Raw genomic sequence first — 24,480 nt, 5'->3', positions numbered from 1 at the left:
CCGTGCGAACCGGCTGGTCCGCCCGGACTGTCCGTGCGCCGGCACGACGGCGTCGGGGGCTGCTGGGTCGTTCACAGCCCGGCCATCCGCTGCTCGCCGCGCTCGGCCAGGATCCGGCGCAGGTGCTCGGCCTCGGCGGCCGGGAGCCCGTTAATGGTGGCGTCAGTGGACACCGAGGCCGTGTGGAGGCGGACCTTGGCGATCCCGTAGTGGGCGGCCAGGGGCCCCTGGCTGGTGTCCACGAACTGCATGCGTCCGTAGGGGACGACCGACAGGGTGCGGAACATGACGCCGTGACGCCACAGGAGGTGGTCCTCGTCCAGGGCGTAGCCCATGGCCCTGACCTGGCGGGGGACGAGCCAGGTCAGCCACGCGGACCCGGCGAGCGCGGCCACGCCCCCCAGGTGGAACCAGGGGCTCAGGAGCACGCCGGGCACCGCCAGGCCAGCCGCGAGGACCACGCCACCGGCCCAGGCGCCAATGAGCCTGACGGTCACGAGCCGGGGTGAGACGGGGAAGAAGGTGACGCCCGGGGGCGCAAAGGGGTCAGGCGACGTCGCTGTAGTGGTCTGGCTCATAGGACCTCTTCTCTTCCCTCACGGGGGGACGGGTCAGGCGGCGGCGCTCCCGGGCGGGAGGGAGTGCGGGCCGTGGTCCTGGGTGTCGTCGTCGGACTCGTCAATGGCGCACCAGTGCTCCACGAGCAGACCGGTGCCCAGCCACAGGACGCAGGCCGCCACGCAGCCGCCCGCGCTCCACGTCAGGCCCGTCATGGCGGGCGTCCCGCGGTGGACCAGAGCACACACCAGTGCCCCGGCGTAGAGCCCGCCGAGCGCGGCCGCGCCCAGGCTGGAGGACTGGGCCGCCAGGGCGGTCATGGCGGCGCCCGTCGGGGTCATCCAGGTGGGCTCGTGCGCACGCAGCCTCCTGACGCCACGCCCTGCCACCAGGACGAGGAGCGTCATGACGAGGACCGCCGCCCCGCCCCAGAGGCTGACGGCCGGGACCCACCCGTGGTGGCGCAGGCTCAGGTCGTACCCGGCGCCGGAGAGGACCGCCAGGAGGAGGAAGCACGCGAGGAGGGTAGTCCACCGCGTGCGGTGCATCAGGACGACCGCCCGTCCCGGCCCAGGACGTCGTTCCACCCCAGGGGCTCGGACCACGAGCCGGACCGGCTGTCGGGGAACAGGGAGCCGATGCCGTCACGCCGCTCCTGGGCACGCCCCTGGGGGGCGGCCTCCGCGACGCCGGCGGCGCCAGGGGCACCAGGCCCGTCAGCGGGCGCGGGCTCGGCCCCGGGGGCGAACTCGGCCCCGGGGGCGAGCTCGGCGCTGTGGGCGGAGCGGGGGCTACGGGCGGAGCGGGAGGAGGACTGGGCGACGGGGGGCAGGGAGGCGGAGGTGCTCCACGGCTCGGCGGGCGCGGCGGGCTCCTCCTGCCAGGGCTCCTGCGCCCCGGCGTCCTGTGGAGCCGCCTCAGGCAGCGGGTGCCCGGCGTCAGGGGCGGACTCCTCCGGGGCCTGCTCCGCGGAGCCGGTGGGCGGGGCCACGTACTGGCCCGTGGGCAGGGCCGGGAGGTGGTCGGACTCCAGCCAGTCCAGGGCCAGCCAGCGCAGGCCGTCCCGGTCGGGGGCGACGTCGGCCAGGGCGGCGACGGACTGGCCGTTGATCTCGCCGAAGGGGTCGGCCTCGGCCCAGGGGGCCAGGACGAAGGCCCGCTGGGCGGCCAGCGGGTGCGGGATCGTCAACTCGGGGTCGTCGGAGGTCATCTCGCCGTAGGTGATAATGTCCGCGTCCAGGGTGCGCGGCCCCTTGGGCTCGGTGCGCAGCCTCCCGGCGGCGTCCTCCAGCTGGTGGCAGACCTGCAGGAGGTCGCGCGGGGACAGGGTGGTGTCCGCCAGGACCACCGTGTTGAGGAAGTCGGGCTGGGAGGGGCTGCCCTCCTCCAGCACCGCGGCCGAGCGCGCCAGGGGCGCCACCTGGGTGACGGTGATACCCGGGGTGTTGCGCAGGGTGGCGACGGCGGTCCTCAGGGCGATCACGACGGTGCCGACGTTACCGCCCAGGCCGATGACGACGGGGACGGGGCGCGCAGGGGCCTGTCCCAGGACGTCAATGGACGCCTCCGCCAGGTCGGTCGGGGAGTCAAAGGGCTCCACGGGGCGCTGGGGCAGGTCCCCGGAGGCCGCGAGGGGCTCGACTGCCGCGGCCGGGTCGGTCGGGGCCGCCATGGAGTCCACGGCGGAGGGCGCCGAGGGGCTCCACGGCCTGTGGGCCGGGGCGTCAGGCTGTGGGGTGGGGACCATCTCCGGGCCCAGCACCACCGGGACCGAGGCGTCCTGCTGCGGCGTCGGCTCCAGGGCGTGGGCCCCGGGGCGGGGGACGTCCTGCGCGACGGGCTCGGGGAGGGCCTGGGGCTCGGGCTCCCAGGGCTCTGCGTCCCAGGGCTCCCCGCCGCGGTGGGACCCGGAGGCCTGCGGCCCGCTGGGGGCGGACGCGGCCGTCTGCGGCCGGGGCTCGCCGCCAGAGGTCCCGCCAAGGGTCCCGCCAGGGGTCCCGGCGGGGCCCGCTCCGAGGGGCTCGTCGGGCGTCACCGCCCGGGCCGGGGTGCCCTCGCCCAGGACGGCGTCCAGGGCGACCTCGTCCCTGACGCGGCCAGCCCGCTCAGGGACCGGGGTGCCCCCGGCCTCCTGGGGGTGCTCGGACCACCCGACCGGCTCGGCGGAGGAGGCGGAGACCGAGGCAGAGGACGCCGGGGTGTAGGAGTGCTGGTGGGGGCCCTGGTCCACGGGCTCCTCGGAGGCGGTCGGGGCCGGGTCCCCGGCCCGGTCCTGCTCGGGACGCCCCGGGGACGGGGCGCGCCCCAGGACGTCCGAGGCACCCGGGTGCGCGCCCCCCGTCGCCGGGGAGGGGGTGACCGGGGAGAGCCCGGCCTGCCAGGGCAGCTCGGCGGAGGAGGCCGAGGCGGGCTCGGTGGCCACCAGGTGGTCCTCACGGAACATGGGCGGCACAATGCCGTCCGCCGCGGCCGCGCTGGTGGTGGGCTCCTGGGTGGAGGAGGCGAACAGGGCCCAGGCGGGGCTCTGGTCGTCCCAGGAGTCAGGTGCCGGTGCCGAGGACGCCGGCTCCTGGTCCAGCCCCCGCGACCGGCCGGCGTCGGCGCCCCCGGCCAGGGAGCGCGGGCCGGTGGCCGCGACGGAGGACGAGCCCCCGGGGAGGATGTCAGCGGCGGAGTCCGCGGCCGCGACCACGGAGTGGGCGGGGTCGACGAAGGGGGCGACCAGGTCGTCCTCACGCCCCGAGGCGGGCCGGGAGGCCGGTGCGTCCGCACGCCCCACCGGCTCCTCACGTCCTGCCGGGGCCGGGCGCCCGGCCTGCCCGCGTGCCGGCAGGGCCTCGCGCCCGCCCAGGGCGCCCGGACCCTCGGAGCGGGGCTCGCTGGTCACGCCCTGGCGGGTAATGGTGACGCAGACGTCGTCGAAGGCCACGTCCAGGGGCGCCTGGGGCTTGTGGACGCTGACCTCCACCTGGAGCACGCGGGGGAAGGCCAGGACCACGTCGGCAATGCGTTCGGCCAGGGTCTCGACGAGGTTGACGCTCTCCCCGGTAATGACCTCCACGACGGCGTCAGCCACGGCGGCGTAGTCCACGGCGTCGTCCAGGTCGTCGGTCACGGAGGCCACGACGGTCCCGCGCGGGCCCAGGTCCATGGTGACGTCGGCCAGGAAGAGCTGCCCCTCCTCCTTCTCAAAGGGCAGGACACCGTGGAAACCACGGGCTGACAGACCGGTCAGGCGGATCCGGTCAGGGGCGGTGGTGCTGCTCATCGGTGGTCCTTCCATAGGGAGGCGGTGCGGACGGCGTCCAGGTTGGACGGGATCTCGTGGACCCTGACGGCCCACGCGCCCGCGCTGGCGGCCAGGGCGGTGGTTGCGGCGGTGACGGAGTCACGCGCCAGGGGGTCGGTGGCCCGGGCCGGGTCGGCGGCCAGGGCCAGGAAGCGCTTGCGGGAGGCCCCCACGAGGACCGGCAGGCCCAGGTCCTGGACGAGGCGGCCGGTGGATCGCAGCAGCTCCCAGGACTGGGGGTGGGTCTTGGCGAAGCCGAGCCCGGGGTCGATGACGACCTGGTGACGGGCCACCCCGGCGGACATAAGCCCGTCCAGGCGTTGGGCCAGCTCGGCCTCCACCCCGGCCAGGACGCCCCGGGGGTAGTCGGTGAGGCGGTCCATGGTCCCGGGGTCGCCGCGCCAGTGCTGGCAGACGTAGACCACGCCGGTGGAGGCCACGACGTCGTACATGCCCGGGTCGGCCAGGCCCCCCGAGACGTCGTTGACCACCAGGGCCCCGGCGGCCGCGGCGGCCGCGGCGGTGGCGGCGTGGACGGTGTCCACGCTCACCACGACGCCCTGGGCGGCCAGGGCCTCGACGACGGGGAGGACGCGCTCCTGCTCGGTGTCGGGGGTGACGCGCTCGGCACCCGGCCGGGTGGACTCGCCCCCGACGTCGAGCAGGTCGGCGCCCTGGTCCAGCAGGGTGCGGGCGTGGGCGAGGGCGGCGTCGGGGGCCAGCCAGCGGCCGCCGTCGGAGAAGGAGTCCGGGGTGACGTTAATGACGCCCATGACCAGGGTGCGGTCGGTGGGCAGCGTGCTCGGCAGCGGCGCCGGGCGTGGGGGGGCGGGCACAGTCACGTACCCAGACTATCGGGATGCCTGAAGGAATGCTGAGACTGGTCTTCCGTCTCCTCGCCAGGAGCAAGGAAACAGGAGCTATAAACACATTGTAAAATAATCTAACATAGAACAAGGTCATTGTTTGACGCTGTCTTATTCGTCGTCCCGAGGTGGAGACGGCCGGGAGCCTCCGCCTTTAGGGGGACGCACGGGCGGGAACGACGACGTTCGGAGCGTTCCCGCCCCGGGGCGGCGCCCCTAGCGTCAGGGGCGTGGGGAGCACCCGCAACCAGCCCAGAGCCTTAAGGAGGCCACGCATGGTCCGCCACGACCAGTACCCCGCCGCACCCGCGGCAGACGCCGCGAGGGGCGTACCGGCCCCTGCCGCACCGCCCGTCCCGGGGACGGCGCCCGCCGCCCCGTCCGCCCCGGGCCCCGTCACCCCGGTCCCCGCCGTCCCGGGCACGCCCGCCGTGGCCGCCATTGGGCTGACCAAGGTCTACGGCTCGGGACAGGCCCGCGTGACCGCCCTGGACGGGGTGAGCCTGAGCGTTCCCACCGGCCAGTTCGTCGCCGTCATGGGGCCCTCGGGGAGCGGCAAGTCCACCCTCCTGCACTGCCTGGCCGGCCTGGACGCCCCCACCTCCGGGCGCGTCCTCATCGCCGGGGCCGACCTGACGGGCATGGACGACAGGCAGCTGACCGACGTGCGCCGTGACCAGCTGGGGTTCGTCTTCCAGTCCTTCAACCTCCTGCCCACCCTGACCGCCGAGGAGAACATCCTCCTGCCCCTGCGCCTGGCCCACCGCAGGCCGCAGCCTCAGTGGTGGGACGCCGTCGTCTCCGCCCTGGGGATCGGGGACCGCCTGACCCACCGCCCCACCGAGCTCTCCGGCGGCCAGCAGCAGCGGGTCGCCGTGGCCCGCGCCCTCATCGGCCGCCCGGCGGTGGTCTTCGCCGACGAGCCCACCGGCGCCCTGGACACCGCCTCGGCCGCCTCCCTGCTGGAGACCCTGGCCCGCATGTGCGCCGAGCTCGGCCAGACCGTCGTCATGGTCACCCACGACGAGAACGCCGCGGCCGCCACCAGCCGTGTTATCCGCCTGCGCGACGGGCACGTCGTGGGCGACGCCCCCGTGCACCACCCGGCCGGCACCCACGCCGCCCCTGGGACCGCCCCGGACGCCCCGGCGTCCCCAGGGCCTCTGCCCACCCGCCCGGGGACCGGGCGCGCCAGCGGGACGGGGGCCCGCTAATGCCCGCCCTGCTCGATGTGCGCCGCACCGCCGCCGCCCTAGTGGCCGTGGCCATGAGCACCGCCCTCATTGCCCTCGCCCTGGTGGTCTCCGGCTCCATGCGCACCCAGATGCAGGCCAGCGCCCGCCTGTCCGTGGGCGGGGCCGACGTCGTGGTCGCCAGCCACCGCGGGTCGGACCCGTCCCAGGGCCCGCTCGACGACGCCCTGGCGGCGAGGGTCTCCGCCCTGGACGGCGTCGCCTCCGTGCGCGGCACCCACTGGGAGGTCATTGAGCTGGACCTGCCCAGCCAGCTCGCGAACGCCGTGGGGGCGACGTTGGCCGCCCAGGACGTGCCCACCCTCAGTGCCTACACCACCCTGGTCTCCGGCCGCCTGCCCACCGCCACCGGCGAGGTCGCCATTGACGCCACCCTGGCCGAGCAGCAGGGGCTGGGCGTGGGGGACACCATCCGCCTCAGGAGCAGGTCCGCGGACCGCCACGGCGCCAGCAGCACCAAGGGCACCGACGACGCCGGCAGCCCCAGCAGCGCCGTCCACTCCAGCCCGACCGTCGTCGGCATTATCTCCCCCGGGGCCGACACGGGCCTGGAGGACCTCCCCAAGGTCTACGCCACCGCCGACCAGCTGGCGGCCATGGGCGCGAGGACCGACTACGACAGGCTGTACGTGACCAGCCGGCCGGGGACGGACACCAGCGACCTGCACGAGGAGGTCGCCCGGACCGTCCACGCCGTCCAGTCCGACGCCATTGTGCAGGACGCCGACGAGGTCATCGCCCGGCGCGCCGTCTCCTCCACCGGGGGCGGCACCACGATCGTCGTGGTCCTCAACCTGCTGGCGCCGGTGTGCGCCCTGGTGGCCGGGATCGTCATCGCCACCACCTTCACCACCCTGGTGGCCCGCCAGAACCGGGTAATCGGCCTGCTGCGCTGCGTGGGCGCCAGCAGGCGCCAGGTACGCCTGGCCGTCCTGCGCACGGCCCTGCTCACCGGCCTGGTCGGCTCCACCACCGGCACCGCGGCCGGGGCCGCCGGAGCCGCAGCCCTCATCCACTCGGGGGTTGTGCCGGGGCTGAAGGCCGACAACCTCACCGTCTCCCCCACCTCCCTGCTCGCCGCCGTGGCAGCCGGCACGCTGGTGACCCTCGTATCCGTCCTGCGACCCGCGGGCCGGGCCACCCGCGTCTCCCCGCTGATCGCCCTGACCGGCACCACCGCGGCCCCCGGGCGGACCGGTCGCGCCCACAGGTGGGCCGCCGTCACCGGCCTGGTCGTGATGGTCGGCGGCGCCGCCGTCACCGTCATGGGGACCCTCGCCCACGACCTCTACCTGACGGTCGGGGGCGGCGTGCTGGTCGCCCTCGGGGTCCTGGCGGCCCTGCCCCTGCTCATGACCGCCGTCGTGGGCCTTATCGGGCGCCTGGGCGCCTGGAGCCGCTACCCCGTCCTCCACCTGGCCGCCCGCAACCTGGTCCGCAACCCCGGCCGCTCCACGGCCACCGCCGCCACCCTCCTCATCGGGGTCATGGTGGGCTCGGCCCTGGCGGTCGGCCTGTTCTCCTTCAGCTCCTCCTTCCAGGCCGTCCTGGCCCAGAGCTCACCGGTCGATATCACGGTCCTCGGGGTGACCCCGCAGACGGACACCGCCGCACTGACCTCCACCATCCGGGGGATCGACGGCGTGCAGTCCACCACCGTGGTACCCGTGATGGACCTCACCCAGACCGCGGACGGCCGGAGCGCGCAGACCCAGGTCATCGCCGTGGACACCAAGGCGGTCACCCCCGTGGTGCGCTCCGCCAAGGGCCTGGAGGACCTGGACGACTCCACCCTCATCGTCGGCCAGATCTACGACGTCCCCGACGGCACCAGGGTCACCCTCACCGGGCCGGGTGGCAGCGTGGAGCTGACCGCCCGGGTGCGGGAGGGCTGGGGCGCGGCCGTCACCACCGCCACCGCCGCGCGCCTGACCGGCGGCCAGGCCACCGACGCCATTATGTGGGTACGCACCACCGACGAGGGCTCCGCCCAGGCGCAGGCGGTCGAGACCGCCGTCCGCCAGGCCGTGCGCGGCCAGGACCTCATGGTCAACGGGAGCGCCGCGGGACGCAGTACCTTCAGCGCCACGCTCAACCAGATCGTGGCCGTCACCGCCCTGGTCATGGGCTCGGCCCTGGTGATCGCCCTGAGTGGCCTGGCCAACACCACGGACGTGAGCGTCCTGGAGCGCACCCGCGAGATCGGCGTCCTGCGCGCCACCGGCACCCGGCGCGGCGGGATCCGGCGCCTGATCACCACCGAGGCCACGCTCCTGGCCGGTGTCGGCGGCGTCCTGGGGATGGTGACCGGGACCGCCCTGGGCGCGGCGTGCACGCTCGCGGCCCTGGGCGACGGCGGGGTCAGCGTCGCCGTCCCCTACCTGCCTCTGGCCGGGATCCTGGCCGTCACGCTGGCAGTCGGCGTGCTGGCCTCCCTGCGGCCCGCCGGACGCGCCGCCGCCGTGACCCCGGTGACCGCCCTGGCGGCCGACTGAGGGAGAGAAGACCGTGCCCCGCCTGCTCGATATGCGCCGCACCGTCGCCCTGGCAGTGGCAGCTCACCCGACCGACATGCCAGACGGACGTCGCAGCCCTGGCCGCCCTGGCGGTGGAGTGATGGTGGGTAGGGGCGCTCAGGGCCCGCACCGCCCTGTCCTCGTGCCGGCACCCGGTACGCAGCCAGGTGGTGGGCAGGGCGGTACCGGGCCTGGTAGGCGGGAAGGTGCCGGGCTTGCTAGGCAGGGTGACGCCAACCCTGGTGAACGGGGCACCGCAGGCCCTGGTGGGCAGGGCACCACCGGCTCAGGCGGCCTCCCGCTCCCGGTGGACGGCCACCACCAGCTTGAGGCGGGAGGTCGTGCCGTACTTGCGCATGAGGTGGGAGACGTGGGTCTTGACGGTGGACTCGGCCACAAAGAGCTGGGCGGCGATCTCGGCGTTGGAGTAGCCCTCGCACAGCAGGGCCAGGACGGACTGCTCGGCCTGGGTCAGGTCGGTGCGTCGGCTGGTGCGTACCGGGCGCAGGTGGTGGGCCACGAGCCGGGAGGCGGTGGCCGGGGAGATGGTGGTGCCGCCGTCGGCGGCGGCCAGGACCGCCCGGACGATCTCCTCGGGGGCGGAGTCCTTCAGGAGGAAGCCGTTGGCGGCCTGGGACAGGGCGGTGAGCATGGCCTCGTCGTCGTCGAAGGAGGTGAGCATGACCACGGCCGTCCTGGGGTGGCGGGAGCGCACGCGCGTGAGCAGCTCCAGCCCGTCCATGCCGGGCATGCGCACGTCGGTGAGCAGGACGTGCACGGGCACCGTGCGCAGGAAGGCGAGGGCGTCGGCGGCCCGGTTGAAGGTGGAGGCGACCTCGATGCGGGGGGAGGAGGACAGGTAGGCGCGCAGGGCGGTGAGCACGAAGGGGTCGTCGTCGACGAGTGCCACCCGGACAACCTGAGCGGCAGGGACGTCAGAGGGCACGGCCCCGGGAGGGGACTCAGGTGGGGACGTGGGGAACATGGCAGGATGCTACCGACTCTGAGCAGGAAGGAGGGGACCGTGCGACGAGCGCCCCGGGGCCCGGCCCGTACCCCCTGCCCCTGGGCTGCACGGACCACAGCCGCCTTGCAGGCCGTCACCGGCTCCCGGGCCACGAGCGGTCCTGCCGCCTACGGCGTCAGTGGCTCCCAGTCCCAGGGCCCAGACCGCACCGGCGTCGTCCGGGGCCTCGGCATGCTCCTGCGCAGCTCCTGCTTCGACACCTGGTCCCCCAGGGGCCGCACCCACCTGCTGTGCCTGGCCTGCGCGGCCCTGTTCACGCTGTTCAGCATGATGTCCATGCACCCGCTGGGCTCACGGGCAATCCCCTACGAGCTGGCCGGGGGCGTGGGGCTGGCGCTGCTGAGCACGTGCCCCCTGGTGGGCAGCGCGGTGGAGCTCCTGGCGGCCTGCGGCTTCTGCGTCACCATGGTCACCGACGAGCCCGTCGGGATCGCCCTCGTCCTGGGGCCGTGGCTGTGCGCCAGCGTGCTCCTGACCCGCGGCTTCAACCGTCTGGCGGCCTACGGCCTGGTGGTCATGACCATTGTGGTCCTCTTCCTCTCGCTCCGCCTGGCGGGGACGGAGAACTACACAGAGGTCCCGTTCATGGTGTACCTCATAGGAGCTGCCTTCCTCATTGTGGCTGAGCTCATTCGCCGCCCGCGCGAGCAGGCTGACACGGTGGCCGCGCGCTACCAGGCCGACCTGGAGCGTCAGCGTCTGCTGGTGGTCTCCGAGCTGCACGACACGGTGGTGCGTGACCTGACCCGGGCGGTCATGACCGCTGAGCAGGCCCGCCTGGCCCACCCCGGGCAGAGCCCGCTGGCCGACGAGCTGGGAGCCATGACGCTGGCGGTGCGCACGGCCGTCGAGCAGCTGAGGTCCAGCCTGCGGGCCATGAACGACGCCGGCGGGGGCGGGCTCGACGTCCTGGCGTCCTCGGCCCCCCGGCCCCTGGAGGAGTCCCTGGTCCAGGCCGTGCAGGTCCTGGCCGGGCGGGGGACGGTGCTGGAGGTCCGCGGCCTGGAGTTCCTGGAGCGTCAGGAGGTCAGCCCCGGGGTCCGTCAGCAGCTGGTACGGGTGCTCAACGAGCTGGTGAGCAATATGACCAAGTACGCGGCGGCGTCGAGCACCGCCCGCCTGGAGCTGGACAGCGACGGCCACAGCCTGGAGGCCATGGTCACCAACGCCGTGGCCGAGGACGTGGCGGACGGCCGGGAGGCGGCGCTGTCCTCCGGCCTGGGCCTGGAGGGGGCCCGACGCCGGGTAGAGGCGCTGGGGGGCACCCTGAGCGCCTCGGGCGGGGCCGGGCGCTGGACGGTGATCCTGAGCGTGCCGCTACAGGCCCGGTAGGGACAGGCCTAGTAGGGGCCCACCGGCCTGCTGTTGGTGCACCCGTGGCGCGGGCTGTTGGTGCACTCGTGGCGGGAGGCTACGGCTCGCTAGCGCCACGACCTTCGCAGTATTCTGCTGTTGGTGCATTCGTGGCTCCTGCTATTGGCGCACCTGTGGCGCGGGCGGGTGGTTAGGAGGTGCTCCCTTGCTCCCTGGGCGGGCTGGTGCTCCCCGCCGGCCGCCGCGCCAGCCCCCTCCCCCACCAGGTGCCCCTGGGTGAGCTGTTGCTCCGCCCAACCGCCCCCGGCATGTCGTCGCCATCTACAGGTGCTCCGCGGCGGACTGGTGCTCCTACAAATACTGTCTGTCAGGAGGCGGCGGCCTGTCCTGCTTGCGGGAGGACCGGAGGTTATGCACGGCCTTGAGGCACCGGAGTCTGGTTCTGTCGCAATCTGAGGATCAGAACCGGACCCACCCCACTCTCATCTTTGTACACTTAATGTCCATGCAGGTCAGAGCCTCGGACCTCAGGACGGCCATGAGTGCCTACTGCTCTGATCCTCAGATTGCGACACGCACACGGATCCAGTCCACCGGACGGTCGGAAGATCATCCAGGATGTCGCATTAAGCACTCAGATTTGCGCCGCGAGCACCCGGTCCATACCACGAGCATCCAAATCTGTACCACGAGTACCCAGATCCGTGCCGCGCGCGAGAGACACCGGCGCTGCCTCCCTCGTTTCACTTGCGCTAGAGAATTACTCTATGCGCGCCCCCGCGTAATGGCCCCGTCCGCGCTGGCGTAACCAGGAGGTGGCCTATTCCCCGCAACCAGGGGCCGTGTTCCAGGTGGCTCCGGGCGGTCGTCCGGGGTCGCGGTGGGTACGGGGTGTGGCCTGCTGGGGGCGGCGGGTCGGGTCGTGAGGTCGGGGCGGTGGAGTGTTTACGGGTGCTGGTCTCTTGTCACCCGGCTGGGTCATTGGGTTGGTTCTCAGGTGGTTAGGACGGTGGGGATGGCCTCGTCTAAGTACCAGGTCCAGAAGGCGCGGCGTGCTGGGACGTCGGTCTGCTCGCGCGGCTGCCAGTTCAGGGCACCGGCAGCGGCGCTGGCGCAGCTGTAGCTCGACTCGAGTGTGTCCGGGAGAAGCTCGTCATCATCGACCATATCATCGTACTCCTCCCACAGGTCCATATCGGGGTCACGGTGACAGGCCGAGACGACCATGAGAGAGGCAGCATCGGCGACAAGTGACGCGACATTCTTGATCGAGTTCGGTTCGGTGGTGTTAACGTCCACTTCCGGCTCGACGTCGTCTGAAGCGGCCTCGTCAATCACGTCAGCAAGGAGTGTTCCAGCTGTCATTCTTGCCTGGTTTATGTCTGTTTCTCTCCTGTCCATGAGGTCCTGGGCGAGGGCGAGCATGTCCTCGACCCGCTGGTCGCCGGGGAATCCGCGGTACCAGACGGGTAGGACGTGTCGGACGCAGGCGATCTTGAGCCTGATACGGTGCTGGTAGGAGACCTCGTCGTCATCGGGGTCGAGCATGGCCTGCCAGATCCGCTTGCGCGTGGGCAGGGACAGGATCCCCTTCACGTTACCGGCATCGGCCAGCTCAGCCCGAGCGGCCCGGATCTCACGGCCCACGGCCTCCATGTCGATCACAGGGACAATTGTCCCCCATAGCCCAAGACGTGGTCAAGGAGTATCCCATGGGCCCGAACCGGTCTTCGTGCGGTTGCCTGGAGCCACCCGGGCCGCACACGCAGGCACGGGGGACAGGGTCACTGGCGCTGGCGGGGGCGTAGGGGACGGCCGCCGCACGCGCAGGCACAGGGAACGGGGACCTCCTCTTTGTTGTGCTGATGCTGGTGGGACACGGCCCCAGGCTCCCGCGCCATGGGCGCACCTACTCCTAAACACGCGCACCCACCACACTCAGCCAGGTCTTTGCGCCAGGTGGGCGCACTAGTCCGGTTGCGCTGGTGCTGGCGGGGGCGGAGAGGCGCGGTACAACGCATTGTTGTAACTTAACCCGCATGAGGTTGTATCGGCGCGGGCGGGGGCGCGGTGACCGAACTTGTCCTCAGGTGGCTAGGGTGGTGGGGATGGCCTTGTCGAGGTACCAGGTCCAGAAGGCGCGGCGTGCTGGGACGTCGGTCTGCTCGAGCGGCTGCCAGTTCAGGGCGCCGGCGGCGGCGCTGGCGCAGCTGTAGCTGGACTCGAGGGTGTCGGGGAGGAGCTCGTCGTCGTCGACCATGTCGTCAAACTCCTCCCACAGGTCCATGTCGGGGTCACGGTGACAGGCCGAGGTTACAGTGTGCATAATAGCGTCGGCAACGAAGGAGGCTACTTCCTTGGTGACCTCCGGCTTCAGCACATCGGGTTCCACCTCTGTGGCGCTCGAGTTAACGTCGTCCATTACCTGTACAAAGAGATGTTGGGTGGAGACCATAACTTGATGCGTGTCTGCTGCTCTCCTGTCCATGAGGTCCTGGGTGAGGGCGAGCATCTCCTCGACCCTCTGGTCGCCGGGGAATCCGCGGTAGCAGACGGGTAGGACGTGTCGGACGCAGGTGATCTTGAGCCTGATACGGTGCTGGTAGGAGACCTCGTCGTCTACGGGGTCGAGCATGGTCCGCCAGATGCGCTTGCGCGTGGGCAGGGACAGGATCCCCTTGGCGTTACCGGGGTCGGCCAGCTCAGCTCGCGCCGCCCGGATCTCTTGGTCCACGGCCTCCATGTCGATCATGGAGGGATTGTCCCCCACGCTCCCGGGTAGGGCAAGGACTGTCCCACGGCCCGAACCGGTCTTTGTGCGGTCACCTGGAGCCACCCGCGTCGCACACGCAGGCAGAACGGGGACGGACCGCAGGGCCCTACCGGCTCGTAGGTGGTACGGAGCCGCACACCCAGGAACAGAGAACGGAGACCTCCTCCTGGTTTGTGCTACTGCTAGCGGGGACATGACCCCAGGTCCCCCGCCAGGCGGGAGCACCACTCCGTTGCACCGGTGCTGGCGGGGGCGCAGCGGCGGCGTGGGCGGCCACGTTCGCGGCCTGCGTTGTACCGGCGCGGGCGGGGACATGGTTCCAAGTCCCTGCGCCAGGCGGGCGCGCCACTGTACCGGCGCGGGCGAGGGACGCAGCGACCGACTGGTCCTCAGGTGGCCAGGACGGCGGGGATGGCCTCGTCGAGGTACCAGGTCCAGAAGGCGCGGCGCGCGGGGACGTCGGTCAGCTCGGCCGGCATCCAGTTCAGGGCGCCAGCGGCGGCGCTGGCGCAGCTGTAGCTTTCGTCAATAGAGTCTGGCAGCAATTCGTCGTCATCAGCGATGTCGTCACTCTCCTCGGCGGTGTCGTAATCGGAGTCGCGGTAGCACGCAGAAATAGCCGTGCCAGCGGCTCCGCTGGCAACAAAAGAGGCGATCTCCTTGACGGGGTCCGGATGGATCACGCTTTCGCCCGGCCCTGGTTCGGTAGTGTCCAGTTCTGCATCGCTAATGGCATTGGAGATAAACTCCTCCGCATAATCCTGCAACCAGTCCGTGTCCACCTCTTTTTGGTCTATGAGGTCCTGTGCGAGGGTGAGCATCTCCTCGACCCTCTGGTCCTCGGGGTAGGCCTGGTACCAGACGGGTAGGACGTGCCGGACGCAGGCCATCTTGAGCCTGACGCGGTGCCGATAGGAGACCTCGTCGTCATCGGGGTCGAGCATAGCCCGCCAGATCCTCACCCTGGTCGGCAACGACAGAATCCCCTTGGTGTTCCCAGCATCAGCCAGCTCAGCCCGCGCCGCCCGGATCTCACGGTCCACGGCCTCCATGTCGATCATAGGAACAATTGTCCCCCACATCCCAAGGCGAGGTCAAGGACTGTCCCATGGCCCGGGCGCTCCTCGTGCGGTTGCCCGGAAGCACCCAGGCCGCACACGCAGGCACAGGGGACGGACCCCCTCTGGTTGTGCTAATGCTGGTGGGGATATGGTTCCGAGTCCCTGCGCCAGGCGGGCGCACCACTGTACCGGCGCGGGCGAGGGACGCAGCGACCGACTGGTCCTCAGGTGGCCAGGACGGCGGGGATGGCCTCGTCGAGGTACCAGGCCCAGAAGGCACGGCGCGCGGGGACGTCGGTCTGCTCGACCGGCATCCAGTTCAGGGCACCAGCAGCTGCACTGGCGCAGCTGTAGCTCGACTCAAGCGAGTCCGGGAGCAAGTCGTCGTCATCTACCGCTCTGCCTACGGTGTCGTAATTGGGAGAGAGATGGCAGGTCGACGTGACCATGTGCACAGAGGCATCAGCAACATAGACTGCAGGCTGGGTAATGCTGTTAAAATCCTCTATCTCTTCGTAGATGCTGGCAAAGAAGCTCTCCGCATCTTCCATTGTCTGATTCGGATCTACTTGACCGTACATGAGCTGCTGGGCAAGGGTGAGCATCTCTTCGACCCGTTGGTCTTCAGGAAAGGCCCGGTACCAAAGATGGTGGACGTGTTGGACGCAGGCGATCTTGAGCTTGACGCGGTGCTGGTAGGAGGTCTCGTCGTCTGCGGGGTCGAGCATGGCACGCCAGATCCTCACCCTGGTCGGCAACGACAGAATCCCCTTAGTGTTTCCGGCATCAGCCAACTCGGCCCGTGCCGCCCGGATCTCACGGTCCACAGCATCCATGTCAATCACAAGGACAATTGTCCACCACAGCCCAAGGCAGGGTCAAGAACTGTCCCATGGGCCCGAACCGGTCTTGGTACGGCCACCTGGAGCCACTCAGGCCACATACGCAGGCAAAACGGGGGCGGACCGCAGGGCCCTACCGGCTCGTAGGTGGTACACACGCAGGCAGAACGGAGAACGGACCCCACCTCCTGATTTGTGCTGGTGCGGGCGGGGACATGGTTCCGGGTCTCCGCGCTAGGCGGGCGCACCACTGTGCCGACGCGGGTGGGGGCGCGGTGACCGACTGGTCCTCAGGTGGCCAGGACGGTGGGGATGGCCTCGTTGAGGTACCAGGTCCAGAAGGCCCTGCGGGCGGGGACGTCGGTCTGCTCGAGCGGCTGCCAGTTCAGGGCGCCAGCGGCAGCGCTGGCGCAGCTGTAGCTGGACTCGAGGGTATCGGGAAGCATCTCGTCGTCGTCGACCATGTCGTCAAACTCCTTCCACAGGTCCATGTCAGCGTCACGATAACAAGCCGAAAATACGGCATGAGAAGCGCCGTCGGCGACAAGCGATGAGATGTCTTTGACCGGGTCTGTCCTCGTGACATCGGTTCCCGGCTCCAGCTCGTCTGACTCCGCGGCGCTGATAGCACTGGAGAGGAAGGTCTCGGCGTCCTCCTGGGCCTGATCAATATCCGTTGTGCGTCGGTCCATGAGGTCCTGGGCGAGGGCGAGCATGTCCTCGACCCTCTGGTCGTCGGGGAAGCCTTGGTACCAGACGGGTAGGACGTGCCGGACGCAGGCCATCTTCAGTCTGATGCGGTGCTGGTAGGAGACCTCGTCGTCATCGGGGTCGAGCATGGCCCGCCAGATGCGCTTGCGCGTGGGCAGGGACAGGATCCCCTTGGCGTTACCGGAGTTTGTCAGCTCGGCCCGAGCGGCCCGGATCTCACGGTCCACGGTCTCCATATCGATCATGGGGGGATTGTCCCCCGTTACCTGAGAAGGGTCAACAAGGCAGGTCATGGTACCAAGCGGTTTAGCCGCCCGGCACCACGACCGGGAGTGCAGCTGCTGGGTAAGAGGTAACCAGGTCTCAGGTGGTCAGGGTGGTGGGGATGGCCTCGTTGAGGTACCAGGTCCAGAAGGCCCTGCGGGCGGGGACGTCGGTCTGCTCGACCGGCATCCAGTTCAGGGCGCCAGCGGCGGCGCTGGCGCAGCTGTAGCTGGACTCAAGCGAGTCCGGGAGGAGCTCGTCGTCGTCGACCATGTCGTCAAAATCCTCCCACAGGTCCATGTCAGGATCACGGTGACAGGCCGAGACGACCATGAGCGAGGCGGCGTTGGCGACGAGAGCTGAGACGTCTTTGACCGGGTCCGGGTAGATCACGCTTTCGCCCGGTTCTGGTTCGGTTGTGTCTGGTTCTGCGTCGCTGATGGCGTTGGAGAGGAATGTTCCGGCCGTCATTCTTGCCTGGTCTATATCCGTTGTGCGTCGGTCCATGAGGTCCTGGGTGAGGGTGATCATCTCCTCGACCCTCTGGTCGCCGGGGAATCCGCGGTACCAGACGGGTAGGACGTGCCGGACGCAGGCGATCTTCAGCCTGATACGGTGCTGGTAGGAGACCTCGTCGTCATCGGGGTCGAGCATAGCCCGCCAGATCCGCTTGCGCGTGGGCAGGGACAGGATGCCCTTGGCATTCCCGGGGTCGGCCAGCTCGGCCCGCGCCGCCCGGATCTCACGGTCCACGGCCTCCATATCGATCATGATTGAACTCTCCTTAGTCTTGTCTTCAGTCAGGCGTGACAGCTCTACCGTAACACGTCCGCCCAGGGTCCGTCTACGACCTGGGCAGCTTTGTTACGACCCCGTCAGAGTGGAAGATCCAGGTCCAACTAGGGTCAGCAACATACCAGTCTCCCCCCTGATACTGAGCAAGTTTAGAAAAGTACTCTTGGCAGTCGTTACAGACATTTTTAACACTCCAATGGCAGGTATTTTTGCCGCGATAGACAATTGCCGCTCTGCGTGACGTGCATAAAATCTCCCAACAGCCGTTGAGCGGAGGCCCGTCTCCGATGACGGTAAGGAGATCTTTGCCGATGCCGTCACTCCGGACGGGAGCACCTACATCGCCTGGGCCGCTAAGCGCTCCGGCAGCGGGCGCGGATCCCTGTATGAGGGGAATACCTCGCCCAAACTTCAAAACATACTTATGTCCGGCTTCGATAAAGAGACGAAAAGATATCGAGCGATAGTCGAATCTAGCGGCAACCCTGCGAACCGCCTCATGCTAGCCACCAACACGCCCGAAGCACAAGCATATCTCTACCAGCGAGCACTAGAGGCTCTGGACGGTAAGATACCTTTTGAGGTACGATTTACACCATAGCGAGAAAGGATAACTGTTATGGGCGTGAACTACGTGGTCCTTGCCGTCAGGTCCGAGGACTTCATCTTTGGCGCCGACATCTTCGTGCGCGAGGCGCAGGAGAGGTGGCCAGGATGCGAGGTCTTCGACGCAAATCGAAGTAAAGATAGTCAGACTACGCTTGTTCAGATGGAGCCGCAAGACGAACCCTCATTCTCTATAGATCACTTCCCTAACAATCGAATGGTCTCGACTGACGGGACACCTGACCAGGCGGCCGAGGTGGCGGCCTGGGTGCGTCAGGCGAACCCGGACCCGGGCCTCGTCCTGTGGTTCGTAGACGACTCCTTCTCCGGGCACACCGTCCTGTACCCCGGTATCACCCCGGAGCAGATCACCACGAACTGGGTCGACCACTCCGAGCACGACCCCTACACCGAGTACCCCGACTACTTCAACTAGGACTATCCAGAACTTGCGCTTTATGTGCCTGCGTTAGACGAGCATCTTCGCTGGTACCAGGCCCCAGGAAGGAAGACCTTGACCCCACCAGGAACGTGGGGGACAATCCCCTCATGATCGACATGGAGGCCGTGGACCGTGAGATCCGGGCGGCGCGGGCCGAGCTGGCCGACCCCGGGAATGCCAAGGGCATCCTGTCCCTGCCCACGCGCAAGCGGATCTGGCGGGCTATGCTCGACCCCGATGACGACGAGGTCTCCTACCAGCACCGTATCAGGCTCAAGATCGCCTGCGTCCGACACGTCCTACCCGTCTGGTACCGCGGATTCCCCGGCGACCAGCGGGTCGAGGAGATGATCACCCTCACCCAGGACCTCATGGACAGGAGGGAAACAGACACGGACCAGGCCCAGGAGGACGCCGAGAGCCTGCTTGTTGGCGTAATCGATAACGTAAACGCAAGTGCTACAGAGGTGGAACCCGGACTACTGAAGCCAGATGCTACCAAGGAAGCTTCTTCCTTTGTCGCCGACGCCGCCTCTATGATGACTATCTCGGCCTGTTATCGTGATCCTGACATGGACCTGTGGGAGGAGTACGACGACATGGTCGACGACGACGAGATGCTTCCCGACACCCTCGAGTCCAGCTACAGCTGCGCGAGCGCAGCTGCTGGCGCCCTGAACTGGCAGCCGCTCGAGCAGACCGACGTCCCAGCACGCCGCGCCTTCTGGACCTGGTACCTCGACAAGGCCATCCCCACCGTCCTGGCCACCTGAGGACAAGTTCGGTCACCGCGCCCCCGCCCGCGCCGGCACAGTGGGCCCACCTGGCGCAGGGACCCGGAACCATATCCCCACCAGCACCGGTACAACGCAGGCCACGCACATGGCCGCCCACGCCGCCGCTGCACCCCTGCCAGCACCAGCGCAACGGAGTGGTGTGCCCGCCTGACGGGGGACCTGGGACCATGCCCCGCCAGCAGTAGCACAAACCAGAAGAATATCCCCGTCCCTCGTTCTGCCTGCGTGTGCGGCTCTCCTCAGGCGCCCCCGGCAGGAGGTGTACCTGACCATCCCCCGCTTTCTGCCTGCGTGTGCGGCGGCCGTCCCTTACGACCCCACCATTAGCGCCGGTGACCCCGTCCCCCGCGCCTGCGTGTACGGCCCGGATCGCCTGGGCGCGTAGCCTGTGCAGGCCGTGTCGTCCTCCGTTCTGCCTGCGTGTGCGGCCCAGGTAGCCCACAGGTAGCCCAGGCGGCCGCACGAAACCCGCCCCGGCACCACGACCTGCCCCGTCGCCCCCCAAGGCCTGTCACACGTAACGGGACATTTTGTGCGCAGGGGGACGTTTTGCGCAGAAAGCAACCTGGATTGGTTACCTTCTGTACAATCGGTTACCCTGTGCACAAAGTGTTCCCCCACGCGCAAAATGTTCCTCTGTGCGCAGGACGCCTCCCCACACAAGAACATCCTCGCCCACAGAACATCCCTGCCCATCACGTCCGCCGGGAGCCAGCCCCGGACCAGGCCCCCAGCCCCGCACCCAGGGCGACCACCCCACAACGCGACTCAGGAGCGCGAGACTCAGGACCGCCTCCCCATAATGAGGCTCATGGCCTCCGCGCGGGTAGCGGACTTACGCATAATCCCACGCACGGCGGAGGTCACCGTATTGGCGCCGGGCTTGCGTACACCCCGCATGGACATGCACAGGTGCTCGGCCTCCACCACCACCAGGGCCCCCCGGCACCCCAGGCGTCCCACCAGGGCGTCAGCCACCTGGGCGGTCAGGCGCTCCTGCACCTGGGGCCGGCGGGCGTAGCCGTCCACGAGCCGGGCGAGCTTGCTCAGGCCGGTGACGCGCCCGTCCTCCCCGGGGATGTAGGCCAGGTGGGCCATCCCGTGGAAGGGCAGGAGGTGGTGCTCGCACACCGAGTACATGGGGACGTCGCGCACCAGGACCATCTCCTCGTGGCCGACGTCGAACACCCGCTCCAGGTGCGCGGCCGGGTCCTGCCCCAGGCCAGAGAACATCTCCGCGTAGGCGCGGGCCATGCGCTCGGGGGTCTCGCGCAGCCCGTCACGCTCCGGGTCCTCGCCAATGGCCACCAGGAGGTCGTACACGGCCCGGCGCACGCCCTCGGCGTCATAGGTCATGCCTGCTCCGGGGCGGCGGCGACGTTACGCGGGGAGTCGGCCTCGCCAGCCAGGGAGCCGGCAGCGGGGACAGCGTAACCGAGCCCGCTGCCAGCAGGACGCCTCGGTGAGGCCGCGTCGGCCTGGCGGGCGGCGGTGAAGGAGCCGGTCAGCTCCTCACCGGCCACCAGCTCCTCGTCGGCGCTCCACAGGGGCCGGGGCGGCTGCCTGACCACGGGGGCGAAGATCGCCTCCAGGTCCTTCTCCAGGAGGGTCTCCTTGGCCAGGAGCTGGCTGGCCAGCTCCTCCAGGACGGCGCGGTTGCGGGTGAGGATCTCCCAGGCCTCCCGGTGGGCGGCGTCCAGCAGGGCGCGCACCTCGGCGTCGACCCTCCCGGCCACGGCCTCGGAGTAGTCACGCCCGCCCGAGCCCAGGCCGTAGGGGTTGTCCGGCTCGGTGGTACCCAGGCGGACCGCTCCCACGCTGGCGCTCATGCCGTAGTCAGTGACCATCTTGCGGGCAGTGGCGGTGGCCTTCTCAATGTCGTTGGAGGCCCCCGTGGTGGGGTCACGGAAGACGATCTCCTCCGCGGCCCGCCCGCCCATGGCGTACACCAGCTGGTCCAGCAGCTCGTTGCGGGTGGTGGAGTACTTGTCGTCGCTGGGCATGACCATGGTGTAGCCCAGGGCCTTGCCGCGCGGCAGGATGGTGACCTTGGTGACCGGGTCGGAGTAGGCGCCGGCGGCCGCGCACAGGGCGTGCCCGGCCTCGTGGTAGGCGGTGACCGCCTTCTCGTGCTCGTTCATGACCCGGGTGCGCTTCTGGGGGCCGGCAATGACCCGGTCAATGGCCTCGTCCAGGGCCCGGTTGTCAATGAGCTGGGCGTTGGAGCGGGCGGTGAGCAGGGCCGCCTCGTTGAGGACGTTGGCCAGGTCCGCGCCGGTGAAGCCGGGGGTGCGCTTGGCCACCAGGTCCAGGTCGACGTCGCGGGTCATGGGCTTGCCCTTGGCGTGGACGCGCAGGATGGCGGCGCGCCCGGCCATGTCCGGGGCCTCGACGGAGATCTGCCGGTCAAAGCGCCCGGGGCGCAGCAGGGCCTGGTCCAGCACGTCGGGGCGGTTGGTGGCGGCAATGAGGATGACGTTGGTGGTGGCGTCAAAGCCGTCCATCTCCACCAGGAGCTGGTTGAGGGTCTGCTCGCGCTCGTCGTGGCCCCCGCCCATGCCGGATCCGCGGTGGCGCCCGACGGCGTCAATCTCGTCCACGAAGATAATCGCGGGGGCGTTCTCCTTGGCCTGCTCGAACAGGTCGCGCACGCGCGAGGCCCCCACGCCCACGAACATCTCCACGAACTCCGAGCCGCTCATGGAGAAGAAGGGCACGCTGGCCTCCCCGGCCACGGCCCGCGCCAGGAGGGTCTTACCGGTGCCGGGAGGCCCGTAGAGCAGGACGCCCTTGGGGATCTTGGCGCCCACGGCCTGGAACTTCTCCGGCTCGGAGAGGAACTCACGGATCTCCTGGAGCTCCTCGACGGCCTCGTCCTCCCCGGCGACGTCCGCGAAGGTGACGTCGGGCATCTCCTTCTCCCCCACCTTGGCCTTGGAGCGGCCGAAGCCCAGGGCTCCCCCGGCGCCGCCCTGCATGCGTCCCAGGAGCCACCACATGAGGCCCAGGAACAGGACCATGGGCAGCAGGAGCTGGAGCGTGGAGCCCCACCAGCTGGAGGTGGGCACCACCGAGTTGTAGCCACCGGACGGGTTGGCGGCCTGGACGAGCTCATCGACCTGCTTGGCCTGGGCGGAGGTGTAGACGAACTGGACCTTGGTACCGATCTCCTGGTCGGCCTGCCCTTCCTTCTTGGCCTTGAGGGTGTAGGGCTCGGTGAGATCCAGCTCCACGCGCTGGGTGCCGTCGATGACGGTCACGGACTTGACGGTGGAGGCGCTGTTCTTGAGGATATCCAGGCCGTCGGAGGTGTCCACGCTGCGGTAGCCGCTCATGGCGCTCAGCAGGCTCCAGGCCAGGACGGCCAGCAGGACGAAGGGCAGGACCCAGGTCAGCGGGTTGCCCAGGGGGCCGCTCGCCAGACCCTTCTTACGGCCCTTGGGGCCCTGGCCCTTGGCGCCCCCCTTGTCCGGGTGGCCGGAGGGGCGGCTCTGACGAGGCCGACCAGTGTGGTTCATGCGAGGTATCCCTTCACGCGTTGCTGACCCGACGGTAGCCGATACGGCGACCCGCGTTCGCCCCCGCTGCCCCCTCGTTCGCGCCCGGCGTGGCCTCAAGGCGCCCCGGCCCCGCTCGCCCCCGGCCGGGCCCGGTGTGCGCGATGAACGCGCTCGGGGGTGTGTGAAAGCCGTCCTGGACGGTATCCGCGTAGGGTGCCTGAAGCCCCTCAGCCGTCATCGTCCTGCTGCCCCGGGTGCCGTCGGTACCGGGCCAGGATCAGGCCGCTGGCGGAGGCGGCCATGGTCGCCACCCCCGTCCCGGTCACGTTCCTGACCAGCCGGTGGTGACGGCGGCGCTCCTCGATCATGGCCGCCAGGGACACGCCGCCCCGGATCTGGTCGGTGCCGTGGGATGTGGACGCCGCCGTCGGCGTGGACGGCACGGTGCCCTCGGCGGGGTCGGCCTCCAGGGGCGTGCCCTGCGACGTCGGGCCGTCCTGGGAGGCCCGTGCTGAGGAGGCGCCCCGGCCCCGCGCCCCGTCCGGGGAGGCGGTGCGGTTGGCCTGGGTCCCGTCGCCCTGCGCAGACGCGGCCCCGCCCGGGGCCCCGTCGCCCTGGGGATGCTGCCCGTCACCCTGGTCCGGCTGCCCGTTACCCTGGGGATGCTGCCCGTCACCCTGGTCCGGCTGCCCGTTACCCTGGGCCGGCAGGCCGGTGGAGACGGTGACGCCGTGGGGCCGGGCCACGAAGGTCAAGTCCGCCTGCAGGCTGGGTGAGAGGGCGTCCACGTGGACCCCGGCGGACGTGGTGGGACCGGTGGCGTGGACGAGCCTGCCGTCCCCCAGGTAGACGGCGGTGTGGTAGACGTTGCCGAAGTAGGGGGCGCCACCGGGCTGGGTCCCGGCGTGCTCCTGGTTGGAGAAGAACAGGACGTCCCCGCGCTGGTACTGCCCGTCCGTGTCGAGCCACAGGTCCCCGTGGGCGTAGAACCACCGGGCCAGTCTGCTCGCCTGCCCCAGCTCCGCCCCCGACGTCGTCCCGAAGTCCACCGCCTGGCCCACCTGCGTGTTCCCACCCGCCACGTAGGTGGTGTGCTCGTAGTCCCAGCCCCGTAGGACCATGCCGACGAACGCGGAGGCGGTCACGGCGTAGGGGCGGGTCTGGGTGTCGTGGACGACCTGGTCGGACAGGGGTGTTGCGCGCCCGGAGTCCCAGTGCAGGGCCTCCCCGGCGGCGGCAAAGGTCATGGCACGGGCCACGGTGTCCTCGACGGCGGCCGGGTCGGGCACGGTCCGCGGCGCGGTGGGCAGGCCCTCGGGCACCGCCCACCGCCCGTCGGCCAGGGGCACCGCAATGTCCCCCAGGTCACCGGCAGGCAACGAGTCGGTGACCGAGTAGGACATGGCGCCCCCGTCACCGGCGCTCACGGTCCCCAGGGTGGCCACGGTGCCGGACAGGCCCCTGACCCGCAGCAGGTCCGCGGTGCTGTTGAGCCGGGGACCGCCCGAGGCGCCCGGGCCCGGGTGCATGACCGGCGATATGACGGCGGAGGCGGCCAGTATGAGGATGAGGACGAGGGCGCTGAGGGAGCCGACCACACGTCTGCGTGTGGTCTGGGACGCGGTCTCAGGCGTGGTCACGCTCGTCATCTCCTGTCGTCGGGACGATCAAGACGTAACCGTATCGTAACAGACGACGGCGGTGTGCACCTCCCGTCGGAAACGGGCCGCCTGGGCGCCGGCCCCGCCCTCCGGGGCATTGGCGCGCCTCCCGTCAGGGACGGGTCCCGCAGCTCGGGGACGGGCCCTGCGGCTCAGGTCGGCGTGGGACTCAGGTCGGGCCCCGCGGCTCAGGTCGGGCCCCGCG

Annotated in this window: 19 protein-coding genes; 5 read left to right on the top strand and 14 right to left on the bottom strand. The window is 70.1% G+C overall.

Annotation, left to right across the window (positions count from 1 at the left end):
• Positions 1-71 precede the first annotated feature (71 nt).
• Genes JJJ15_RS09480 through folP form a run of 4 tightly spaced genes read right to left on the bottom strand, consistent with a single transcriptional unit; the run spans position 72 to position 4,689 of the window.
• On the bottom strand, positions 72-578 hold the full coding sequence (locus JJJ15_RS09480) for a PH domain-containing protein (RefSeq protein ID WP_200510576.1): 507 nt from the start codon (positions 576-578) through the stop codon (positions 72-74).
• 33 nt (positions 579-611) lie between these two features.
• The gene (locus tag JJJ15_RS09475; protein ID WP_200510575.1) at positions 612-1,106 is read right to left on the bottom strand and encodes a DUF3180 family protein; all 495 of its coding nucleotides are present in this window, start codon (positions 1,104-1,106) and stop codon (positions 612-614) included.
• The gene (gene folK, locus JJJ15_RS09470; RefSeq protein WP_200510574.1) at positions 1,106-3,826 is read right to left on the bottom strand and encodes a 2-amino-4-hydroxy-6-hydroxymethyldihydropteridine diphosphokinase; all 2,721 of its coding nucleotides are present in this window, start codon (positions 3,824-3,826) and stop codon (positions 1,106-1,108) included. The genes JJJ15_RS09475 and folK overlap by 1 nt, the downstream gene beginning before the upstream one ends.
• Entirely contained in the window at positions 3,823-4,689 is an 867-nt protein-coding gene (folP, locus tag JJJ15_RS09465) for a dihydropteroate synthase (RefSeq protein WP_246742006.1), read from the bottom strand. Before folP ends, folK begins: the two co-directional genes overlap by 4 nt.
• A 299-nt stretch (positions 4,690-4,988) precedes the next feature.
• On the opposite strand from folP, the gene JJJ15_RS09460 reads away from it, so the two are divergent.
• Both JJJ15_RS09460 and JJJ15_RS09455 read left to right on the top strand, forming a co-directional pair.
• Complete coding sequence (locus JJJ15_RS09460) at positions 4,989-5,927, top strand: ABC transporter ATP-binding protein (protein WP_200510573.1); 939 nt, start codon at positions 4,989-4,991, stop codon at positions 5,925-5,927.
• Positions 5,927-8,461 carry an ABC transporter permease gene (locus tag JJJ15_RS09455; protein WP_200510572.1) on the top strand — a complete coding sequence of 845 codons (2,535 nt, stop codon included), beginning with the start codon at positions 5,927-5,929 and terminating at the stop codon, positions 8,459-8,461. The genes JJJ15_RS09460 and JJJ15_RS09455 overlap by 1 nt, the downstream gene beginning before the upstream one ends.
• A 307-nt stretch (positions 8,462-8,768) precedes the next feature.
• On the opposite strand, the gene JJJ15_RS09450 is transcribed toward JJJ15_RS09455, so the two are convergent.
• On the bottom strand, positions 8,769-9,467 hold the full coding sequence (locus JJJ15_RS09450; protein WP_200510571.1) for a response regulator transcription factor: 699 nt from the start codon (positions 9,465-9,467) through the stop codon (positions 8,769-8,771).
• Positions 9,468-9,506: 39 nt separating this feature from the next.
• Here JJJ15_RS09450 and JJJ15_RS09445 point away from each other — a divergent pair, with 39 nt between their 5' ends.
• The gene (locus JJJ15_RS09445; RefSeq protein ID WP_246742005.1) at positions 9,507-10,841 is read left to right on the top strand and encodes a histidine kinase; all 1,335 of its coding nucleotides are present in this window, start codon (positions 9,507-9,509) and stop codon (positions 10,839-10,841) included.
• Positions 10,842-11,816: 975 nt separating this feature from the next.
• Here JJJ15_RS09445 and JJJ15_RS09440 read toward each other — a convergent pair.
• The 6 genes from JJJ15_RS09440 to JJJ15_RS09415 form a co-directional block, all read right to left on the bottom strand.
• Positions 11,817-12,479 carry an Imm5 family immunity protein gene (locus JJJ15_RS09440; protein WP_200512023.1) on the bottom strand — a complete coding sequence of 221 codons (663 nt, stop codon included), beginning with the start codon at positions 12,477-12,479 and terminating at the stop codon, positions 11,817-11,819.
• Between the two features lie 430 nt (positions 12,480-12,909).
• Entirely contained in the window at positions 12,910-13,575 is a 666-nt protein-coding gene (locus JJJ15_RS09435) for an Imm5 family immunity protein (protein ID WP_200510570.1), read from the bottom strand.
• A 410-nt stretch (positions 13,576-13,985) separates the two neighbouring features.
• Positions 13,986-14,657, bottom strand: coding sequence for an Imm5 family immunity protein (locus JJJ15_RS09430; RefSeq protein WP_200510569.1), 672 nt, complete (start codon positions 14,655-14,657; stop codon positions 13,986-13,988).
• A gap of 224 nt (positions 14,658-14,881) precedes the next feature.
• Positions 14,882-15,493, bottom strand: a complete 612-nt coding sequence (locus JJJ15_RS09425) for an Imm5 family immunity protein (RefSeq protein WP_200512022.1) — start codon at positions 15,491-15,493, stop codon at positions 14,882-14,884.
• Between the two features lie 296 nt (positions 15,494-15,789).
• On the bottom strand, positions 15,790-16,455 hold the full coding sequence (locus JJJ15_RS09420) for an Imm5 family immunity protein (protein WP_200510568.1): 666 nt from the start codon (positions 16,453-16,455) through the stop codon (positions 15,790-15,792).
• A 118-nt stretch (positions 16,456-16,573) separates the two neighbouring features.
• Entirely contained in the window at positions 16,574-17,245 is a 672-nt protein-coding gene (locus tag JJJ15_RS09415) for an Imm5 family immunity protein (protein ID WP_200510567.1), read from the bottom strand.
• Between the two features lie 643 nt (positions 17,246-17,888).
• Between JJJ15_RS09415 and JJJ15_RS09410 the strand changes: the two genes are divergently transcribed.
• Both JJJ15_RS09410 and JJJ15_RS09405 read left to right on the top strand, forming a co-directional pair.
• Entirely contained in the window at positions 17,889-18,311 is a 423-nt protein-coding gene (locus JJJ15_RS09410) for a hypothetical protein (RefSeq protein WP_200510566.1), read from the top strand.
• A 113-nt stretch (positions 18,312-18,424) separates the two neighbouring features.
• Positions 18,425-19,090 carry an Imm5 family immunity protein gene (locus JJJ15_RS09405; protein WP_200510565.1) on the top strand — a complete coding sequence of 222 codons (666 nt, stop codon included), beginning with the start codon at positions 18,425-18,427 and terminating at the stop codon, positions 19,088-19,090.
• A gap of 807 nt (positions 19,091-19,897) precedes the next feature.
• Here the strand turns inward: JJJ15_RS09405 and folE are convergent.
• The 3 genes from folE to JJJ15_RS09390 all read right to left on the bottom strand — a co-directional run bounded on the left by folE (position 19,898) and on the right by JJJ15_RS09390 (position 24,254).
• Entirely contained in the window at positions 19,898-20,470 is a 573-nt protein-coding gene (gene folE, locus JJJ15_RS09400) for a GTP cyclohydrolase I FolE (protein WP_106110415.1), read from the bottom strand.
• Positions 20,467-22,632, bottom strand: a complete 2,166-nt coding sequence (gene ftsH, locus JJJ15_RS09395; RefSeq protein ID WP_106110414.1) for an ATP-dependent zinc metalloprotease FtsH — start codon at positions 22,630-22,632, stop codon at positions 20,467-20,469. Before ftsH ends, folE begins: the two co-directional genes overlap by 4 nt.
• Before the next feature lie 209 nt (positions 22,633-22,841).
• Positions 22,842-24,254: a hypothetical protein gene (locus tag JJJ15_RS09390; RefSeq protein WP_200510564.1), complete on the bottom strand. Its 1,413-nt coding sequence runs from the start codon at positions 24,252-24,254 to the stop codon at positions 22,842-22,844.
• Positions 24,255-24,480: the final 226 nt, after the last annotated feature.

Origin of the sequence: Actinomyces sp. HMT897 (assembly GCF_016626125.1) — a bacterium.
Lineage (GTDB): Bacteria > Actinomycetota > Actinomycetes > Actinomycetales > Actinomycetaceae > Actinomyces.
The sequence above is the reverse complement of the archived record's forward strand: the minus strand, read 5'-3'. Positions and strand labels throughout refer to the sequence as shown.

Excerpts from the sequence above, each read along its gene's own strand:
- JJJ15_RS09460 (WP_200510573.1), top strand. The coding sequence starts at position 4,989 with ATGGTCCGCCACGACCAGTACCCCGCCGCACCCGCGGCAGACGCCGCG.
- folE (WP_106110415.1), bottom strand. The coding sequence starts at position 20,470 with ATGACCTATGACGCCGAGGGCGTGCGCCGGGCCGTGTACGACCTCCTG.
- JJJ15_RS09435 (WP_200510570.1), bottom strand. The coding sequence starts at position 13,575 with ATGATCGACATGGAGGCCGTGGACCAAGAGATCCGGGCGGCGCGAGCT.
- JJJ15_RS09425 (WP_200512022.1), bottom strand. The coding sequence starts at position 15,493 with ATGGATGCTGTGGACCGTGAGATCCGGGCGGCACGGGCCGAGTTGGCT.
- JJJ15_RS09475 (WP_200510575.1), bottom strand. The coding sequence starts at position 1,106 with ATGCACCGCACGCGGTGGACTACCCTCCTCGCGTGCTTCCTCCTCCTG.
- JJJ15_RS09455 (WP_200510572.1), top strand. The coding sequence starts at position 5,927 with ATGCCCGCCCTGCTCGATGTGCGCCGCACCGCCGCCGCCCTAGTGGCC.
- JJJ15_RS09430 (WP_200510569.1), bottom strand. The coding sequence starts at position 14,657 with ATGATCGACATGGAGGCCGTGGACCGTGAGATCCGGGCGGCGCGGGCT.
- JJJ15_RS09415 (WP_200510567.1), bottom strand. The coding sequence starts at position 17,245 with ATGATCGATATGGAGGCCGTGGACCGTGAGATCCGGGCGGCGCGGGCC.
- JJJ15_RS09420 (WP_200510568.1), bottom strand. The coding sequence starts at position 16,455 with ATGATCGATATGGAGACCGTGGACCGTGAGATCCGGGCCGCTCGGGCC.
- JJJ15_RS09405 (WP_200510565.1), top strand. The coding sequence starts at position 18,425 with ATGATCGACATGGAGGCCGTGGACCGTGAGATCCGGGCGGCGCGGGCC.
- ftsH (WP_106110414.1), bottom strand. The coding sequence starts at position 22,632 with ATGAACCACACTGGTCGGCCTCGTCAGAGCCGCCCCTCCGGCCACCCG.
- JJJ15_RS09450 (WP_200510571.1), bottom strand. The coding sequence starts at position 9,467 with ATGTTCCCCACGTCCCCACCTGAGTCCCCTCCCGGGGCCGTGCCCTCT.
- JJJ15_RS09410 (WP_200510566.1), top strand. The coding sequence starts at position 17,889 with ATGGGCGTGAACTACGTGGTCCTTGCCGTCAGGTCCGAGGACTTCATC.
- folK (WP_200510574.1), bottom strand. The coding sequence starts at position 3,826 with ATGAGCAGCACCACCGCCCCTGACCGGATCCGCCTGACCGGTCTGTCA.
- JJJ15_RS09440 (WP_200512023.1), bottom strand. The coding sequence starts at position 12,479 with ATGGAGGCCGTGGGCCGTGAGATCCGGGCCGCTCGGGCTGAGCTGGCC.
- JJJ15_RS09480 (WP_200510576.1), bottom strand. The coding sequence starts at position 578 with ATGAGCCAGACCACTACAGCGACGTCGCCTGACCCCTTTGCGCCCCCG.